This is a genomic window from Brucella sp. IR073, from assembly GCF_049065735.1.
Classification (GTDB): domain Bacteria; phylum Pseudomonadota; class Alphaproteobacteria; order Rhizobiales; family Rhizobiaceae; genus Paramesorhizobium.
Map to the genome: position 1 here is coordinate 542926 of NZ_JBAKHD010000003.1, position 17767 is coordinate 560692.

Sequence of the window (17767 nt, forward strand, 5' to 3'; positions counted from 1 at the left end):
TCATTCCATCGAAACATGAACTGCTCTAGACAGAGTGCCCGCAGCCTCCACTTTTCCTCAGGATCGACATTCCTTGCTTCTTCGCTCCACCCTCATCTACGGCCCGGCCATCCTTCTGACGCGGATTTCCGCGTTGCTGGTGCTGGTCATCGTCACGCGCCTTCTCAATCAGGAGGAATACGGCCTCTTGACCCTGGTCGTGACCGTGGGCGAGATGACGGATACGGCGCTGACCAACTGGCTGCGGACTGCGCTCTTGCGGCTCGGCGGCAAGGGCGAGATTTCACGCGGCAGCCTGGCGCTCGCCGGGAAGGTGCTCATCGGCACGACGGCGCTGGCGCTGGTGATCTCGGCGGTCGCCTCGGCCTTCGTCGTGCCGTCGCGCTGGATGGAATTCGCCGCCGCCGTCTGCGTTTACCTTGTCGTCGGCGCCATCGCGCGTTTTGCTCTGACCGTCTTGCAGATGCAGCAGCGGCATTCGGCCTATTCGCTGCTGGAATCCTTGCGCGCCCTGCTGCAACTCATTCTGCCCATCGCGGCAATAACAGTGTTTCCGGATAATTTCCTTGTCGTGTCGCTGGGTTCGAGCGCGGGCATGCTGATGGCCGGCATCGCCGCCTCGGTCGTCGCTTCGCGGCGCGTCGTCGCCGGGCCGCCACGTTTCACCGGGCGCGAGCTTTTCATGCTCGGCATGCCGCTTATCGTCATGGCGCTGGTAGGGTTCGGCCTCAACAGCGCCGAACGCCTGTTCCTCAACGCCTATCACAACGCCGCCGCCGTCGCGGTTTTCGCCGCCGCCTATGTGCTCGCCCGCCAGCCCATCGACATGGTCGGCAATGCCATCAATATGGGCGCATTTCCTGAGGTGATGAGCCGCTTTGACGAACAGGGCTCGGCGGCATCGGGCGAATTGCTTTCACAGATCATGGCGCTCCTGATGCAGCTCTGCCTGCCCGTTGCCGCCATGCTCGTGGCGCTCAACGGGCCGATCACCGGACTTCTGCTGCCGCAAAGCTACCATGGCGAGGTGGGCTTCCTCTTCCCCGTCATCGCCTTCGCCGTCATCTGCGCGAACCTGACGAGTTTCGTCTATGGCACCGTCATCTATGCCCATAAGCGGCCATGGCTCTTGATCGGCGCGACCTCCCTCGGGTCGGTCGCGACCATCGCCCTGTCGGTGCTGCTCATCCCGCGCATGGCCGAGCTCGGCGCGGCGCTGGCACTGTCAGGAGGATCGCTGATGGCGCTCATCGTCTGCGCCTTCATAGCCGAGCGGCTGACGCCGGTTCCCGTTCCCTGGCGGGATATCGCCCTCTCGCTCATCATCTCCGCCGCTAGCGGCATCGCCGCCGGCCTCGCCATCCTGCCGCTGCGCGCCATGCCGCCTCTCTTGACGCTGATTGCGGGCGGCGCGGCGGGCGGGATGATGTTTCTGCTCGCGACATGGCTGTTTCGCCCCGCCGCCGTCAGGCACATCCTGATGACGGCACGCCGCCGGATTGCAAAGGGCGTGTGAGGAGCAGCCGGTTCCCTAGGGCTGCCACTCCGTCATCTCGAGAATATTGCCGCCGAGCTTCTGGAAGGCGCGCTGGCGGCAGGAGAAGACGATGATCTGCTGGTCCCGTGATTGCCGGTGGAGCGCATCGAACATCTTTTCGATCCGATCGTCATCGGAATAGACGAGCGCATCGTCGAGGATAACAGGCGCCGGCCGGCCATCGCGGGCGAGCAGCCTGGCGAAGGCGAGCCGTGTCAGCACCGACAATTGCTCGCGCATGCCGCCGCTCAGCCGGTCGACATCTTCCTCCTGGCCATTGCGCGCGATCTTTTGCGGCAGAAGCGTCTTCTCGTCGAAAGTCAGCGAAACATCGTCGAACAGGAGACCGAGAAGCGGCCTCAGCTCCGCCATGACAGGCTTGAGATAGAGTTCGCGCGCTTCCGCTCTGGCGCTTTCCAGCACAGCCGACAGCCGCCGCAGGACGGCAACTTCCCTTTCGAACATCCCCACACGGGATTTGGCGGCGGAAAGCGCCTCGCTGGTTTCGCGCCATTTCTCTTCCACCGCCTCGTCCGACCGCGTCGCGATCTCGCCGTTCAGGCTGGCGATCGTCTCGCGCAACCCGTTGATTTCCTTCTCCGCCGCCGCATCGACCGAGAGCGCGCGCTTCAACGCTGCTTCGACGGAGTGAAGATCGACCGCCGCAGCCCGCAATTTGCCTGCATGCGCCTCCGCTGCCGCCAGCGCCCCATCCGCAGCGTCGAACGTCTCTGATAGGCTCCGCTCGCGTGGGCCGCGCTCTGCTTCCGGGCCCAGGATCGCCCCGACCCGCTCCATCTCGAGCTTCACCGACGTCAGGGCGGCCTCGGCGGCGATGAAGGCGCTGTTGAGGCTTTCGCGAACAGGTTCGAGTTCGCGCAGCGCCAGCCGCGCCGCCTTGCGCCGCTCCTCGGCTTGGCTATGAGCAGCGTGGATTTGCGCCGGATCCCATTTCAGCTCCAGCATCTCCGCCCCTGCGGCCTCGCGCGCCGCAACCTCCTCGCGCAATGCGGCGAGGCCGTCAGGCGCCAGAAGGGACAATTGACCGCGTAACGCACTGAGGTCAGCTTCTATCCGCTGCGCGCGCGCCTGCCGCTCCCTGCCCTCGGCGAGCGTTTTGATGCCCACCGCGCCAAGCAGCTTCAGGCGCGCGGCTTCCGCCTTCTCCAGGCGCGTGTCTGATCTGGCCGGCCGGTTCGAGTGCAGGCTGATCGTGCCAATGCCGGGAATGGCGATGAGGGCATGTCCATCGAACCCGCGTTGCTCGCCATCGCCGAGCGGCGTGCCATCCATCATCACGGCGGCGGCACCGGCTTCATAGCTGACGGCAACCGTGGGGCGTGCGGCCTCCTCGGCGGCACGCAATTTCGCAATTTCGATTTCAAGCGCCTGAAGCTCGTCGAGCGCCTTCAGCGGAATTTTCTCCAATGCAAGCTGCGCTTCGTTTTCCTCCATCGTGTGACGTATCGCCTCGGCCTGGCCGAGCCTGTCCTTCAATTCGGCGAGCCGTTCCCATGCCTCGCGCGCCTTCGATGCCGCGTTCATCCGCGCAACCAGTTCGCCTATTTCCTGCGCATGGGCTTCGGCGGCTTCGTCCTCCGCGCGCGCCTTGTCGTAAGCAGCGGTCGTCTCCCTTTGCCGGCTTTCGATCTCGTTTCGCCGCGCGGCGGCCTCCCGCCATTGATCATGCAACGCCCTGGCCTTCTCCAGCGCCCCCTGAAAGGCCTTGAGCTCCTTTTCGGCAGCCGCCCGGCGTTCCCGCGCCAGCGCCAGCTCGGCTTCTGCCGTCTTCAGCATCTCGCTATGCGCCCGAGCAGCATCGAAGGCCGCCTGCGCGGCCTCAATCGCCTTTCGCCGTTCGTCCCTGTCCTCGGAACGGCTAAGCTCGGTGAGCCGTGCCTTCGCGGCCGCACGTTTCTGCAGTGCCTCGCGCAGTGCGGCGACTTCCGCCGAAAGCCGCCGCTCCTCCGCTTCCAGCCTGTCGCGCTCGCTGATCGCCGACGCGTAACGGCCCGTCGGTTTACCGCTTTTAAGTGTGACCATTTCGGCGAGCGCGCCGCGCGCGGCATCCATGATCTCGGCCATGCGACGGCCTCCGGTGACAGCCTCGACCTCGCCCTGCACGGATTCGAGCAGGTTTCGACGAACCTCGCTCTCAGCGTCGTCCCCCTTGCGCGGCTCAATGTCCGTCACGCCCTGGCGCACCCACAAGAGACCGGCGGGCCCGGCAGTACCACCCCTGATCAAGCCGGCGATGAAGTTCTCTGCCTCGCCCGCCTGGGCCAGCAGCCGCCCTGTCGCCAGATCCGTTACCCTCGCCGATTTGCCGCCCAAATATTGCTTAGTAATCCGAAACCAACCTTGGGTGGTTACGACATCAGCCTCAACCAGCGGATTACCGCCGCTATAAGGCTTCAAGTTCTTGACGGGGTTGGAACTGCTCGAGTGCGGCTGGAAGAACAGCGCGTGCAACGCCTCGAAGCACGTCGACTTCCCGAATTCGTTTGCGGCGCAAAGCACATTGACCCCGTCGCCAATCCCCTCGATGGCAACGCCGCGCCCGGCAAAGCGCCTGACATTGTGGAGCCGCAGCGCCGAGATTTTCATGGCGTCACTTTCTGCGCATAGGAATAAAGCCGGGCCAGCGCGGCGCGCGCGATTTCGCGGGTGGCGATGGACTGGCCCTCATCGCCCGCCTCGGCCAGCAGCGCGTTGGCAGCCTCTCGCAAAGCGCCGCCGCGGTCGATAAGGTCGAGATCCTCCACCTCACACTCCGTCACAAGGCCCGTGTCGTCGAGTTCCAGATATGCAAAGTCCGGCGCGGTACTCTCGGCGATTTCCATCAGGGCAGTGCGGTGCGGCAACCGGCAACGCCCTGTCGCGACGACGCGCGCGAGCGTCTGCCTGCGCTGCCTCGCTTCCGGCAGCAGCGCCTCCAGCGCCGCGCGGGGCTCGCTGCCGTCAAGCAGATGCAAATCCAATGTCTGCCAGGCAAAGCTTGCGGTCGGCAGCGGCGCGACTACAGGCACCGCGGACGGTCCGTGAATCGTCACCAGGAGGGCGCTGCCCGGCTGGTCATGCTTGAACCGGTCCGGTTCCGGCGTCCCGCAATAATGCGTGCGCGGATTGACCTCCACCGCGCCGTGCCAGTCGCCAAGCGCGAGATAATCGAGCCCCGCCCGCATGGCCCGATCGGGCGCGATGACTTCGGCGGCAACGCCATCTTCCGAAAAACTCCGGATCGCGCCATGGGCAAGCCCGATGCGGATGGTCCCCTCCGGCGTCGCCTCGCCATCCATCCATTCGGTCAGATCACGGCCGGGGCGCCGCGTCGTGCAGGGCGCGGGCAGCAGCACCACATCCCCCGTCAAAGGGATCGGCCGGGGATCGGTGGCGAGGACGACATTCTCAGGCGCTTCCGCCCGCAACGCATCCCAAAGCTGCGCCGCCTGGAGGGAATCATGATTGCCCGGCAGGATCACCCAGCGCACCGTCGCATGGTGCGCCATCTCGGCCAGCGCCTGCCGGCGGATAGCGGGCGACGGCGTCTCGGTATCGAACGTATCGCCCGCCAACAGGATAGCCGCCGCGCCCTCCTCCCGAGCGTGCTCAGCGAGCCGTGCGATGACCATGTGCCGCGCCTCGCGGAGCCGGCTTGGCAGGTCGCCCGAGAAATTCCCGAACCGCTTGCCCAGATGCAGATCGCTCGTATGAATAAAACGGAACATGTCTATCCAATTCAAATGAGGGCGCAATCACCTCGTCTAGACGGCTCTGGACGCAGCGGCAAGCCGCCACATTCAAATTGTGTTTTGACGGAAGCGCGAGAAGGCTCCTCAACCGGATATGAAACCTGAGGCGGTCTCCGGTTCGATCAATGCCACCCCGCTCGTCGCTTGTTTCCGCATCGCGCTGACCAGCATGGCGATCCGCGACGCGGCCTCGGCTATCGGCAAGCCGCCGTCGCGGATGTTGGAAATGCAGTTGCGGCGGGAATCCGGCAGATTGGTTTGCGGTGCGTAGGTGAGATAGGCCCCGAGACTATCGACCGCCGATAGGCCGGGCCGCTCGCCGATCAGCACCACGGATATCAGCGCCTTCAACGCGACGCCGATATCATCGCCCAGCGCCACACGCGCCTGGGTGGCGAGGACGACCGGCGCGATGGTCAGCCCCTGCGATTGCAAAAGCGGCAGAAGGGCGCCGACCAGCGGGGCGGCGTTCATTTCGACCGCAGTCGCCGACAAGCCATCGGCGACCATCAGCGCCACATCCACCGCCCTCCCCGGTTCGCCCAGCGCCAGGCTGCGATCTGGAGAAAGGCGGCGGCCGAGATCGGGCCGCCGGAGATACTCTGCCCGGTCCTTTGCCCGGCTGGCAACGTGGACGACGGGGACGCCGAGGGATAGGAGCTCGCGCTCCACCGCCTCCACGTCCAGCGGTCGCCACACCGCCTCGCGAGCGCGGGCATGATCGAGCAGAAAAGCCTGAACGGCAGCCGTCGGCAGGCCTGTACCGCTGCGGCCGAGGGCGATACGGGCGTCAGTGGCCGAACGTAGCGCTTCGAGTTCTTCCGGCGCGCGGGTGGTGAGCGAGGGGCGCGTGTCCGGCATCACGACGCCTCCGCCGTCAGTTGCCCGAGCTTGCCCGATATGCGTGCCATCAGGCCCGGCCTATCCATAAGATGCCCTTCTCTATCGGTGAGCCCGACATTCTGCATCCATGCCTCGAATTCCGGTGCGGGCCGGCGGTTCAGCGTCTCGCGGGCATAGAGGCAGTCGTGGTGGGAAAGCGTCTGGTAATTCAGCATGACGTCGTCGGAACCCGGCACGGTGATGACGAAATTGACACCCGCCGCGCACAACACGGTCAAGAGAACGTCCATATCCTCCTGGTCGGCATCGGCATGATTGGTATAGCAGACATCGACGCCCATCGGCAGACCGAGCAGCTTGCCGCAGAAATGATCTTCCAGCCCGGCGCGGATGATTTGCTTGCCATTGTAGAGATATTCCGGCCCGATGAACCCGACCACGGTGTTGACGAGGAGCGGCGAGAACGCGCGCGCCACGGCATAGGCGCGCGCTTCCATGGTTTGCTGATCGACGCCGAAATGGGCATCGGCGGAAAGCGCCGCTCCCTGCCCCGTCTCGAAATACATCAGATTGCTGCCGAGCGTGCCGCGTTTCAACGCGAGCCCAGCCTCATAGGCTTCGCGCAGCACCGCGAGGTCGACGCCGAAACCGGCATTGGCCTTCTGGGACCCGGCAATCGATTGGAACACCAGATCGACAGGCGCGCCTTTTTCCATCGCCCGGATCGCCGTCGTGACATGGCCGAGGCAACAGGTCTGGGTGGGAATATCGAGCAATTGCCTGAGATCGTCGAGCAACTGCACGATGCGGATATAATCCGTCAGGGTACTGGTGGCCGGGTTGACGCCGATCACCGCATCGCCGCTCCCCAAAAGCAGCCCATCGATAGCCGAAAGGAGGAGACCGCGGGAGTCATCGGTGGGATGGTTCGGCTGGTTGCGGGTGGAAAGCCGCCCCGGAAGGCCGATACTGTTGCGGAAGCGGGTGACCACCTGCCGCTTGGCGGCGACCGCCACCAGATCCTGCAAGCGCATGATCTTCGAGACCGCAGCCACCATTTCGGGCGTCAGGCCGAAGGTGACCGCCTCGAGTTCAGCCTGCCCGACAGCGGGATTGAGCAGCCATTCGCGAAATTCGCCGACCGTGAGCGATGCGACCGGTGCGAAGGCGGCGGCATCGTGCTGCTCGGCAATCAGCGCCGAGACTTCATCGTCTTCCGAGGGGATCAGTTCGTCCGAGAGAAAGGCCGCAAGCGGCAGATCGGCCAGCGCCATTTGCGCCGCAAGCCGTTCCACCGGCCCCTCCGCCGCTATGCCGGCGAGCTGGTCACCGGAGCGTTCGGGCGTGGCCTTGGCCATCAGGGTCTTCAAATCGCCGAAACGATAGGTGGTTCCCGCTGCGGTCTGCCGATAGGCCATGAGACGCTGTTTCCGTTATTTGACGCAAGCCGCAGCCCGCCGTCTCATCACGATACGGCAATTTCTGCCGGGCTGACAACCCGTCCGCAGCGCAATCAGCCTCATATTTAAGCAAAGAATGTGATTGACTATAAATCGATCATATTCTAGCCTTCCTGAAAATGGCAAAAGCTGCCGACGGCAAATGAGCCCCGATACCGCCACACGCGCGGTGCGGGGCTTTTTTGTTCTTAAGGCCCAAAAATGGGGAACCCGGACAATGACGTCATGGGAAGTGCCAACGAAGACAGGGGAACGTGCCCAGCCGCGCTTGGGAGCGCATTCACGATGAGGCGCGAGACGGTTCCTGTTTCCATCCTCTATTCAACGACCGGCGCTTACGCGGCGCTTGGCCAGGAGGCGGTCACCGGGGCCATGGCGGCGATCTCTGAAGTCAACGCCGACAACAGCCTTCCCTTCCGCTTCGAACCCAGGATCGACGACCCGGCGGGCCGGTCGGAGCGCTATGCGCTTCTGTCCGAGGCGGCCATCCGTCAGCATGGATGCCGCCATGTCATCGGCACCATCACGTCATGGAGCCGCAAGGACGTGCTGCCGGCAATAGAGCGCCACGGTGCGCTGCTCTGGTACGCCTTTCCCTACGAGGGATACGAGGCAAGCGACAGCGCCATCTATCTGGGCGCCTGCCCCAACCAGCATCTTTTGCCATTGTTCGATCACGTGCTGCCCCGTTACGGGCTGCGTCCTTTCATCGTCAGTTCCAATTATATCTGGGGATGGGAAATCAGCCGCATCGCCCGCGAGATCACCGAAACGGCCGGCGGCCAGGTCGTTTCCGAACGGTTCGTGCCGCTTGGCGCGGTGGAAACCGAGCACCTGATCGCCGAAATCAGGCAGAAAAAGCCGGATTTCATTCTGAGCAATCTGGTCGGCGGATCGGCGACGGCCTTTCTCGCGGCCTATGATGTCTTGCGCGCCGAAATGCGCTCCGCTCCGCCCGTCGTCGCCTGCAATTTGTCGGAAGTCGACCTGAACGGGTTGGCGCCCTCCGCCCGCGCCGGACATATGTCCGCGTCCATTTACTTCAACCGTCTGGCGACATCGGAAAACCGGGATTTCAAGGCGCGCATGGCGTCGCGCCATGGCAGTGAGCGGCAACTGACGGCTTCCTTCGTCGCGGCCTATATGAGCGTCTCAATCCTAGCGCGCGCCATTGAAGATGCGGCAACGGACGCGCCGGAAGCGATCCGCAGCGTCGTCACCTCCAGGCTTTTCGATACGCCCCTCGGTCCGATAGCGATCGATCCGCGCACCCATCACGCGGCGCTGCGGCCCCATCTGGCGGTTTCCGATACGAATGGCGAATTCGATATCTTTTACAGCGCTTCGGCGCCCGTGGAGGCCGATCCCTATCTGCTCCACTCGCTTGGGCGCTCCGGTGAGAGCGCGGGAGGGAGGCATCCCTTTCCCGGCGGTCAGTTGAAGGTGATCAAATGAGCGGTGTGGTTCGTCCGTCCCTTTCCACCTGGCGCGCCGTGATCCTGCATCGCGAGCACCCTTCCATCGATGCGCTCAGGCGCCAGCTCGAATTGCTGCATATCAGCGTCCGTGTCGTGTGGCCGCAGATCGGTGAGGCGGATGCCGTCGCCGATGTCGTGTTCTTCGATGCCGACATGGGGCATGACGGCCAGTTCCCCTGGCCGCTTGGCTTTGCGCCCATGCCGCTGATTGCCCTGATCGGTTCCGAGGCGCCCGGGCGTGTCGAATGGGCCCTTGCCCAAGGCTCGAATGCCCATCTCCTAAAACCCGTCGGTTCCACCGGAGCCTACAGCGCGCTCCTGATCGCCGCCCATAGCTATCAGCTCTCCCGCGGCCAAGCCGAAGACATTCGCGCCCTGGAGGAACGCCTGCGACAGAGGCCGGTCATCGTCCGCGCGGTCCTGCGGCTGCTGCAACAAGAGGGGCTCGATGAGGCGGGCGCATGGAAGCGTCTGCGCAAGATCGCCATGGACTGGGGCGCAACCATCGAGGAAACGGCCGAGGCCATCTGCCGCGACGAGCGGCGCACAAAAAACAGCGCATGACACAAAGTCGAAACAAGGAGCTCAACGTGCCCACCACTGAAGGCTACGCCCCCTATGGGGAGTATAAGACATGGTACCGCATTACCGGAGATCTTGCCTCCGGCAAGCCGCCCCTCATCGTCGCCCATGGCGGCCCCGGCTGCACGCATGACTATGTCGACAGTTTCAAGGACATCGCCGCGACCGGACGAGCCGTCATTCACTACGATCAGGTCGGCAATGGCAAGTCGACACACTTGCCCGAAAAGGGCGGTGATTTCTGGACGGTCGGGTTCTTCCGGACCGAATTGCATAATCTGATCGATCATCTGGGCGTCCGGGATGCCTATTGCCTGCTCGGGCAATCCTGGGGCGGCATGCTCGCCGCTGAATTCGCCGTCGAGCGTCCGGCTGGTCTCAAGGCGCTGATCATCGCGAACTCACCGGCGGCGATGGAAACCTGGATTTCCGAGGCCAACAGGTTGCGCGAGGCCCTGCCTGCCGACGTGCAGGCGACCTTGCTCCGGCATGAGGCGGCAGGCACCACGGATAGTGTCGAATATATGGAAGCGACCGAAGTCTTCAACCAGCGCCATGTCTGCCGCATCGTGCCCATGCCGCCGGAAGTCAAGCGCACCTTCGACGCGATTGCCGCCGACCCGACCGTCTATCACACCATGAACGGACCCAACGAATTCCACGTCATCGGCACGATGAAGGATTGGTCCATCGTCGGACGTCTGCACGCCATCGCCGTTCCGACGCTTCTCATCTCCGGCCGTTTCGACGAGGCGACGGAGGCTTGCGTCCAGCCCTATGCGGACGAAATCCCTGATGTTCGCTGGCGTATCTTCGAGCAGTCCAGCCACATGCCGCATGTTGAGGAGCGCGAGGCCTGCATGGCCGAAGTCGTCGGCTTCCTCGATGACAAGGCATGATCCCGAAAAGTTGCAGACTTTTCGGACAAGATCATGCGCCTCAAAAAGCGCCCTGACCACTCAAAACAAAAAGCCCGGTTCACGGGTGTGTCGCTGACAAAACAAAGAACCAGAGGGAAACCGCATCATGACGATTTATCTTAAGCCTTCCGCCTGCCGCGCCGGTCTGCTTGCCGCCGGCGTCCTGTTGGCGCAAACGGCGCTTTCCGGTGGCGCATTCGCCGAGGACCGCGCCGAACTGATGGCCAAGCACCGGGGCGGCACGATGACGCTCGCCGCCGTCGCATCCGCCGGCACCATCGATCCCATGATCAACTATACCGCCCAGTTCTGGCAGATCTACCAGATGACCTATGACGGCCTCGTCAAATTCAAGCAGGCCGGTGGTACGGAAGGCTTCGAGATCGTTCCCTCCATCGCGGAGGCGATTCCCCAGCCGGTCAATGACGGCAAAACCTATGTGTTCAAAATCCGCAAGGGCATCAAATTCTCCAATGGAAAGGAGGTGACGCCGTCCGACGTGGTCGCCTCGTTCCAGCGCATATTCAAGGTAAAGGGTCCGACCACCGGCAGCTTCTACAACGGCATTATCGGCGCCGACAAATGTATCGCGGACGCTGCAACCTGCACACTCGAAGGCGGGGTCGTCGGCGACGATGCCGCCGGCACGGTGACGATCAACCTCGCGCAGCCGGATTCGGAAATCTTCTCAAAGCTCGCCGTTCCGCACGCTTCCATCCTGCCGGCGGATGCGCCGCTGGCTGACGCCGGAACCACCCCCATACCGGGCACCGGCGCTTATTATATTGCCAGCTACAATCCCACCGAACAGCTCGTCATGAAGCGCAATCCGCACTTCAAGGAGTGGAGCATCGACGCCCAGCCGGATGGTTATGCCGACGAGATCGTCTATAAATTCGGGCTGACGGAGGAAGCGACGATCAACGCCATCATCAACGGGCAGATCGATTGGATGTACGACACGCCGCCCGCCGACCGCCTGCCGGAAATCGGCGCGAAATATGCCAGCCAGATCCATATCGATCCGCTGGCCGCCTTCTGGTACGCGCCGATGAACACCAACCTCGCCCCGTTCGACAATGTCAAGGTGCGCCAGGCAGTGAACTATGCCCTCGACCGCGACGCGCTTGTCGGCTTGTTCGGCGGCGAGGTCCTGGCCCAGCCGGCCTGCCAGATCCTGCCGCCCGATTTCCCCGGACATGTGAGCAATTGCCTCTATTCGGCGGAGCCGGGCGCGGAATGGGCCGGTCCCGATATGGAAAAAGCCAAGCAGCTCGTCGAGGAATCCGGCACCAAGGGCCAGAAGGTCACCGTCATCGCCGAGGACACCGCCACGGCGCGGGGCATCGGCACCTATATCCAGAGCGTGCTTTCGGAACTGGGCTACGATGCGTCCATGAAGGCCGTGTCGCCCAATATCCAGTTCACCTACATCCAGAACACTAACAACAAAGTCCAGATCAGCGTATCGCAGTGGTACATGGACTATCCGGCGGCCTCGAACTTTCTGAATGTGCTGCTCTCCTGCGCCTCGTTCAACCCGGGCAGCGACGCCTCGATCAATATCGCCGGCTATTGCAACAAGGATCTCGACGCCAAGATGAAGGAGGCGATGACCCTTGCGCTCACCGATCAGGACGCCGCCAACGCCAAATGGGCCGAGGTGGACAAGGCTTTCATGGAACAGTCGCCGCTCGCTCCCCTCTTCACGCCCAAAAGCGTGAACTTCACGTCTGCGCGGCTCGGCAACTACCTGTTCAACAAGCAGAACCGGTGGATCGTTTCCCAGTCGTGGGTCAAGTGAGATTTCTCTCGAAGCCTGCCCGCCCGCGGGGTGGGCAGGCTTCCTGATAAACCCGAGAGATCGAAAAGCAGATGACCGACGTGATAGAGACCACCGGGATCGGGACAGCCGTTTCGATCCGCTCAAGGCCCGGATCCGGCCCCTGGGCGCGCGCCTGGCGCATTCTGAAACGTGACCGCGCGACGCTGGCCGCCGCGCTGGTTCTGGTGCTGATCGTAGCGTCCTGTCTCGCCGCGCCGCTTTATGCGCGGCACATTGCCGGGACCGATCCTTTCCGCTCCAATCTCAGCGCCCGGATCATGATCGACGGCAAGCGCGTGAAGGTGATGCAGCCCTCGACAGAGGGCCTCGGTCTCGGGGTGACGCCGATCGGGCCGACCTGGAGCCCGCAATATATGCTTGGCGCCGACACGCAAGGGCGTGACGTCGCAGCGCGCCTGCTCTATGGCGGGCGAAACTCCCTGCTGATCGCCGCTTCGGCAACGTTCATCTGTCTTTTTTTCGCAGCCATCGTCGGCATCTCCGCCGGCTTCTTCGGCGGCTGGGTGGATCAGGTGCTCTCCCGCATCCTCGACATCCTCTGGGCGTTTCCCGTCTACCTGCTGGCGATTTCACTCTCCATCGTCCTGATCTCCAACGGCATCGTCATCGGGCCGCTGGAAATCGGCGCTGACAGTCTGCTGCTGCCGATCTCTATCATCGGCATCATCTATGTGCCCTATGTCGCGCGGCCGTTGCGCGGGCGGGTGCTCGCGCTGAAGGAAAGCGAATTCGTGCTGGCCGCGCGCGGGCTCGGCATTCCCTCCTGGCGCATCCTCATCCACGATATCCTACCCAATGTCTCGACCATGCTGATCGTCTTCGTGCCGCTGATGATGGGCCTCAACATCATCACCGAATCCTCCCTGTCCTTTCTGTCCATCGGGGTGCAGGCGCCGGATGCGAGCTGGGGCACGATCATTCAGGACGGCCAGACGCTGCTCTATACGCGCCCTGCCGTGGCCCTCGCGCCGGGCATCGCCATCGTGCTCACCGTGCTTGCCCTCAACGTTCTCGGCGACAGCCTTCGTGACGCCCTCGATCCGCGCACGAAACTGGCTTGAGGAGAAACCCATGATCTTCGCCATCCTCCAGCGCCTCGGCCAGATGCTCTTCGTGATGTTCGGCATCTCCGCGCTCGTCTTTCTGATCTTTTTTGCAACGCCGGGCGCAGATCCCGCCGCCCGCCTTGCCGGCCGCAATGCCTCGCCGGAAACCGTCGAGACCATCCGCAAGGAATTCGGGTTCGACCGGCCGCTGCCCGTGCAGTATGGGGTGATGATGAAGCGGCTTTTCGTGACGCAGGATCTCACCTCCTTCGTCAATCGCGGCTATCGCGTCGTGCCGGCCGTTGTCGCAGCCGCCCCTGTGACGCTTTCTCTGGTCGCCGGGGCTGCGGTGCTGTGGGTCGTCGGCGGCATCCTCGTCGGCGTCATGGCAGCCCTGACGCGAGATACGCTGGTGGACAGGGGCCTGATGGCCCTCGCGCTTATCGGGGTTTCGATGCCGGTCTATTGGCTGGGCGAGGTCATGAACCTCATCAGCCAGAGCCGCTTCCACGATACATGGCTCTTTTCCTGGGTGCCTGCGCTCGGCTACAAGCCTTTGACACAAGACCCGGTGGGCTGGTTCAAGACCTTAGTCATTCCCTGGTTCACACTGGCGGCGCTTTATATCGGCATCTATGGCCGCGTGCTGCGGGCCGGTCTGGTGGAGGCCTACCAGGAAGATTTCATCCGCACCGCCCGCGCCAAGGGCCTTTCGCCGGCGCGCGTCATGCTGCGCCATGCGCTGCGCACGTCGCTCATTCCCTTCGTAACGATGTTCGGGCTGGATTTCGGCGTGCTCGTCGGCGGCTCGGCGCTATTGACCGAGGTGGTCTTCGGCCTCAACGGCGTTGGCAGGCTCACCTATCAGGCACTGCTCAACCTCGACCTGCCGATGATATTAGGCACGGTCATGTACGCCTCGTTCTTCGTGGTCGTGGCCAATGCTCTGGTCGATGTGGTCTATGTGCTGATCGACCCTCGGGTCAGGGGGAACTGAGCCATGGAAGCCAATGAAAAACCCATCCTTCTCGACGTGAACGGCCTTTCGGTATCCTTCGCGACCGACCGGGGTCCGGTTCGGGCCGTGCGCGATGTCTCCTTCCGCGTCCATGAGGGCGAAATCCTGTCGATTGTCGGCGAATCCGGCTCGGGAAAGTCCGTGACGCTCCTCTCGCTGCTCGGCTTGCACGATCCGAAGACTACGCGCGTCGATGGCGCCGTCGCCTTCCGCGGCAAGGCGATCCTCGACTTGCCGGCCAGCCGCATGCGAGCGATCCGCGGCAAGGAGATCGGCCTCATCTCGCAGGACCCGATGACGGCGCTTACACCCGTATATACCATCGGCTGGCAAATCGCCGAACAGATCCGCACCCATGAAAACATATCCGCCCGCGCGGCCCGCCGCCGCGCCATCGATCTCTTGGGCGAGGTCGGCCTTTCCAATCCGGGCGAAGCCGTCGATCGTTATCCGCATCAATTGTCCGGCGGCATGCGCCAGCGCGCCGTCATTGCCATGGCACTGTCCTGCAATCCGGCGCTGCTCGTCGCCGACGAGCCGACGACCGCGCTCGACGTCACGGTTCAGGCCCAGGTGCTCGATCTGCTTCGGCGGCTGCGCAAGGATTTCGGCTCGGCCATCATTCTCATTACCCACGACATGGGCGTCGTGGCGGAGGTCGCTGACGAGGTGGCGGTGATGTATGCCGGGCGGATCGTCGAAAGAGGACGCACCGAGGACGTCTTCTCCGCCCCGCTCCACCCCTATACCTGGGGATTGATGGCATCCATACCGCCCCTTGAGGGCAAGCGGCTCGCCAAACTGCGGTCGATCCCAGGCATGCCGCCAACGCCTGAAACCATACCGGAGGGTTGTGGTTTCGCGCCGCGCTGCGCCTTCGCGCGGGCCGCTTGCACGGAACGTCCGCCCATGCGCCGCATCGGCAGTCAAGCAGCGCTTTGCGTGATCGATGATGACGAGCGTCCGGCGCTGCGGCGCGCGGCCCTTCCGATGGAGGAAACGCATGAACGTTGAAACCATGATCGCTCCTCCGCTCCTGACCGCACGCAAGCTCACCAAGATCTTTACCGTGGGCAAGACCATGCGTCCGGGCTCAGGCCGTATCCTGCACGCAGTCGACGGCATCGATCTGGAGGTGCGATCAGGCGAAACGCTTGGCCTCGTCGGCGAGTCCGGCAGCGGCAAATCAACGCTTGGACGCTGTCTGACCCGGCTTTACGAAATCACATCCGGAGAGCTTGCCTTCGACGGACAGGAAATCGCTTCGGCGGATGCCGCTGCGCTGAAACCCGTCCGGCGAAAGATGCAGATGATCTTTCAGGACCCGTCCGCCTCGCTCAATCCGCGCCGGCGCATCCGCGACATGCTCGCCGAAGTGCTCAAGGTCCATCGCATCCGCGAAGGCGGCGCCATCGACAACAGGCTGGAAGAGCTGATGGAACTGGTGGGCTTGAGAAGGGAGTATCTCGACCGCTATCCGCACGAATTTTCCGGCGGCCAGCGGCAGCGTATCGGCATTGCCCGCGCGCTCGCCGTCGAACCGAAGCTGATCGTCGCCGACGAGCCGGTCTCGGCCCTCGACGTTTCCGTGCAGGCGCAGGTGGTCAATCTGTTCGACGAATTGCGGGAAAGGCTGAACCTCACCTATGTCTTCATCGCGCACGACCTCGCCGTCGTGCGCCATGTCTCGACGCGGGTGGCGGTCATGTATCTGGGCTCCATCATCGAGATGGGTGAGACCGAAGCCCTCTATGCCAGACCGCATCATCCCTATACTGAGGCTCTGCTTTCAGCCATCCCCCAGCCGCACAACCGCAAAAAGCGCGAGCGTATCCTGCTTTCGGGAGAAATCCCGAGCCCGCTTTCGCCGCCGGCAGGCTGCAAGTTCAATCCTCGTTGTCCTTATGCGCGAGACCTATGCCGCGAGAAGCGGCCGGCGCTTGCTCCTGTTTCGGCCGGGCGTCAGGTCGCCTGCCACTTTCCGTTGGACTGAACCCATTTGAGAACGAAAGGGAATGTTTCATGTGCGTCAACTGCGCTCACACCATCCATCGGACCAAGCACCATTTCGGCTGGAACAAAGATTTCAGCCCGGCAATCATCGCAAAGCCCGGTGAAACGCTGCTGTTCGAATGCCTCGACTCCTCGGGCGGTCAGATCGACGCTGATGCGACGCTCGCGACGCTGGCCGCCCTCGATTTCGGACGCATCAATCCCGTTTCCGGCCCGGTTTTCGTGGAAGGCGCCGAGCCAGGCGACGCGCTGAAGATTACGCTTCGCGCCTTCCACCCCTCCGGAACGGGCTGGACCGCCAATATTCCGGGCTTCGGCCTGCTCGCGGACCAATTCAAGGAGCCTGCGCTCCATATCTGGTCCTATGACACCAAATCCATGGCGCCCGCCGCATTCGGGCCGAAGGGTCGCGTGCCGCTGAAGCCCTTTGCCGGCACCATCGGCGTCCCCCCGGCGGAACCTGGGCTACATTCGATCGTGCCGCCGCGCCGCGTCGGCGGCAACATGGATATTCGCGATCTCTCCGCCGGCGTAACGCTTTACTTGCCGGTGGAGGTCGAGGGAGCACTGCTGTCCATCGGCGACACCCATGCCGCGCAAGGAGATGGCGAAGTGTGCGGTACCGCCATCGAAAGCCGGATGGACGTGGAGGCAACCATCGAACTTGTCAAGAACGCGCGCCTGGCCACGCCTCGCTTCACCACGCCCGGCCCCGTAACCCGCCACCTCGACGGTGCCGGCTATGAGGTGACGACCGGTATCGGCCCGGACCTGATGACGGCCGCCCGCGAGGCGGTGGCGCGCATGGTCGATCTTTTGTCCGCTGAGCATGGCCTCAACCCCGTCGACGCCTATATGCTCTGCTCGGTCTGCGCCGATCTGCGCATCAGCGAGATCGTCGACATGCCCAATTGGGTGGTCAGTTTCTATTTCCCCCGCATTGTCCTGGAATAGCCGGCCTTACCGGCAATCTAACTTGTTGCCGTCCGTGGCGATATAGGGTCTATCATGGCTGGCTCAGCACAACGCTGGAGACAAGTGGAGATTGAGGGAATTATACTTAGCGCGCAAAAACTAACACGCTATCGCTTCGTCATGTTTGTAGGAATTATGTCTGGGAGGTTGGTTGCGGGGGCAGGATTTGAACCTGCGGCCTTCAGGTTATGAGCCTGACGAGCTACCGGGCTGCTCCACCCCGCGATAAGGCGTGTTTGGCATGGACTTTTGGGGATTGCCTTGAATGTTTATGGTCCATGCGAGAATTTCATTTGC

Annotated in this window: 14 protein-coding genes and 1 tRNA gene; 10 read left to right on the top strand and 5 right to left on the bottom strand. The window is 63.2% G+C overall.

Annotated elements, in window-relative coordinates:
- Positions 1 to 73: 73 nt before the first annotated feature.
- Positions 74 to 1516, top strand: coding sequence for a lipopolysaccharide biosynthesis protein (locus ACOWVG_RS09270; protein ID WP_420961632.1), 1443 nt, complete (start codon positions 74 to 76; stop codon positions 1514 to 1516).
- Positions 1517 to 1531: 15 nt separating this feature from the next.
- Here ACOWVG_RS09270 and ACOWVG_RS09275 read toward each other — a convergent pair whose 3' ends face one another.
- The 4 genes from ACOWVG_RS09275 to ACOWVG_RS09290 all read right to left on the bottom strand — a co-directional run bounded on the left by ACOWVG_RS09275 (position 1532) and on the right by ACOWVG_RS09290 (position 7550).
- Positions 1532 to 4144, bottom strand: coding sequence for an AAA family ATPase (locus ACOWVG_RS09275; protein WP_420961634.1), 2613 nt, complete (start codon positions 4142 to 4144; stop codon positions 1532 to 1534).
- Positions 4141 to 5265, bottom strand: coding sequence for a metallophosphoesterase family protein (locus ACOWVG_RS09280; RefSeq protein ID WP_420961636.1), 1125 nt, complete (start codon positions 5263 to 5265; stop codon positions 4141 to 4143). The genes ACOWVG_RS09275 and ACOWVG_RS09280 overlap by 4 nt, the downstream gene beginning before the upstream one ends.
- A gap of 108 nt (positions 5266 to 5373) precedes the next feature.
- Complete coding sequence (eutC, locus tag ACOWVG_RS09285; protein WP_420961637.1) at positions 5374 to 6150, bottom strand: ethanolamine ammonia-lyase subunit EutC; 777 nt, start codon at positions 6148 to 6150, stop codon at positions 5374 to 5376.
- The gene (locus ACOWVG_RS09290) at positions 6150 to 7550 is read right to left on the bottom strand and encodes an ethanolamine ammonia-lyase subunit EutB (RefSeq protein WP_420961638.1); all 1401 of its coding nucleotides are present in this window, start codon (positions 7548 to 7550) and stop codon (positions 6150 to 6152) included. The genes eutC and ACOWVG_RS09290 overlap by 1 nt, the downstream gene beginning before the upstream one ends.
- A gap of 327 nt (positions 7551 to 7877) precedes the next feature.
- On the opposite strand from ACOWVG_RS09290, the gene ACOWVG_RS09295 reads away from it, so the two are divergent.
- The 9 genes from ACOWVG_RS09295 (at position 7878) to ACOWVG_RS09335 (ending at position 17449) form a co-directional block, all read left to right on the top strand.
- Complete coding sequence (locus tag ACOWVG_RS09295; RefSeq protein WP_420961639.1) at positions 7878 to 9047, top strand: transporter substrate-binding protein; 1170 nt, start codon at positions 7878 to 7880, stop codon at positions 9045 to 9047.
- Complete coding sequence (locus ACOWVG_RS09300) at positions 9044 to 9634, top strand: ANTAR domain-containing response regulator (RefSeq protein WP_420961640.1); 591 nt, start codon at positions 9044 to 9046, stop codon at positions 9632 to 9634. Before ACOWVG_RS09295 ends, ACOWVG_RS09300 begins: the two co-directional genes overlap by 4 nt.
- Positions 9631 to 10551 (top strand): proline iminopeptidase-family hydrolase, encoded by a 921-nt coding sequence (locus ACOWVG_RS09305; RefSeq protein WP_420961641.1) that lies wholly within the window; start codon positions 9631 to 9633, stop codon positions 10549 to 10551. The genes ACOWVG_RS09300 and ACOWVG_RS09305 overlap by 4 nt, the downstream gene beginning before the upstream one ends.
- A gap of 127 nt (positions 10552 to 10678) precedes the next feature.
- The gene (locus ACOWVG_RS09310) at positions 10679 to 12376 is read left to right on the top strand and encodes an ABC transporter substrate-binding protein (RefSeq protein WP_420961643.1); all 1698 of its coding nucleotides are present in this window, start codon (positions 10679 to 10681) and stop codon (positions 12374 to 12376) included.
- Between the two features lie 71 nt (positions 12377 to 12447).
- Positions 12448 to 13479 carry an ABC transporter permease gene (locus ACOWVG_RS09315; protein WP_420961644.1) on the top strand — a complete coding sequence of 344 codons (1032 nt, stop codon included), beginning with the start codon at positions 12448 to 12450 and terminating at the stop codon, positions 13477 to 13479.
- A 10-nt stretch (positions 13480 to 13489) separates the two neighbouring features.
- Positions 13490 to 14461, top strand: a complete 972-nt coding sequence (locus ACOWVG_RS09320; protein ID WP_420961646.1) for an ABC transporter permease — start codon at positions 13490 to 13492, stop codon at positions 14459 to 14461.
- Positions 14462 to 14464: 3 nt separating this feature from the next.
- Positions 14465 to 15496, top strand: coding sequence for an ABC transporter ATP-binding protein (locus ACOWVG_RS09325; RefSeq protein ID WP_420961647.1), 1032 nt, complete (start codon positions 14465 to 14467; stop codon positions 15494 to 15496).
- Entirely contained in the window at positions 15486 to 16475 is a 990-nt protein-coding gene (locus ACOWVG_RS09330) for an ABC transporter ATP-binding protein (protein ID WP_420961649.1), read from the top strand. The genes ACOWVG_RS09325 and ACOWVG_RS09330 overlap by 11 nt, the downstream gene beginning before the upstream one ends.
- 29 nt (positions 16476 to 16504) lie before the next feature.
- Positions 16505 to 17449, top strand: a complete 945-nt coding sequence (locus ACOWVG_RS09335) for an acetamidase/formamidase family protein (RefSeq protein ID WP_420961651.1) — start codon at positions 16505 to 16507, stop codon at positions 17447 to 17449.
- Between the two features lie 169 nt (positions 17450 to 17618).
- On the opposite strand, the gene ACOWVG_RS09340 is transcribed toward ACOWVG_RS09335, so the two are convergent.
- Positions 17619 to 17695, bottom strand: a tRNA-Met gene (locus ACOWVG_RS09340).
- Positions 17696 to 17767: the final 72 nt, after the last annotated feature.

Excerpts from the sequence above, each read along its gene's own strand:
- ACOWVG_RS09275 (WP_420961634.1), bottom strand. The coding sequence starts at position 4,144 with ATGAAAATCTCGGCGCTGCGGCTCCACAATGTCAGGCGCTTTGCCGGG.
- ACOWVG_RS09280 (WP_420961636.1), bottom strand. The coding sequence starts at position 5,265 with ATGTTCCGTTTTATTCATACGAGCGATCTGCATCTGGGCAAGCGGTTC.
- eutC (WP_420961637.1), bottom strand. The coding sequence starts at position 6,150 with ATGCCGGACACGCGCCCCTCGCTCACCACCCGCGCGCCGGAAGAACTC.
- ACOWVG_RS09290 (WP_420961638.1), bottom strand. The coding sequence starts at position 7,550 with ATGGCCTATCGGCAGACCGCAGCGGGAACCACCTATCGTTTCGGCGAT.
- ACOWVG_RS09295 (WP_420961639.1), top strand. The coding sequence starts at position 7,878 with ATGAGGCGCGAGACGGTTCCTGTTTCCATCCTCTATTCAACGACCGGC.
- ACOWVG_RS09300 (WP_420961640.1), top strand. The coding sequence starts at position 9,044 with ATGAGCGGTGTGGTTCGTCCGTCCCTTTCCACCTGGCGCGCCGTGATC.
- ACOWVG_RS09305 (WP_420961641.1), top strand. The coding sequence starts at position 9,631 with ATGACACAAAGTCGAAACAAGGAGCTCAACGTGCCCACCACTGAAGGC.
- ACOWVG_RS09310 (WP_420961643.1), top strand. The coding sequence starts at position 10,679 with ATGACGATTTATCTTAAGCCTTCCGCCTGCCGCGCCGGTCTGCTTGCC.
- ACOWVG_RS09315 (WP_420961644.1), top strand. The coding sequence starts at position 12,448 with ATGACCGACGTGATAGAGACCACCGGGATCGGGACAGCCGTTTCGATC.
- ACOWVG_RS09320 (WP_420961646.1), top strand. The coding sequence starts at position 13,490 with ATGATCTTCGCCATCCTCCAGCGCCTCGGCCAGATGCTCTTCGTGATG.
- ACOWVG_RS09325 (WP_420961647.1), top strand. The coding sequence starts at position 14,465 with ATGGAAGCCAATGAAAAACCCATCCTTCTCGACGTGAACGGCCTTTCG.
- ACOWVG_RS09330 (WP_420961649.1), top strand. The coding sequence starts at position 15,486 with ATGAACGTTGAAACCATGATCGCTCCTCCGCTCCTGACCGCACGCAAG.
- ACOWVG_RS09335 (WP_420961651.1), top strand. The coding sequence starts at position 16,505 with ATGTGCGTCAACTGCGCTCACACCATCCATCGGACCAAGCACCATTTC.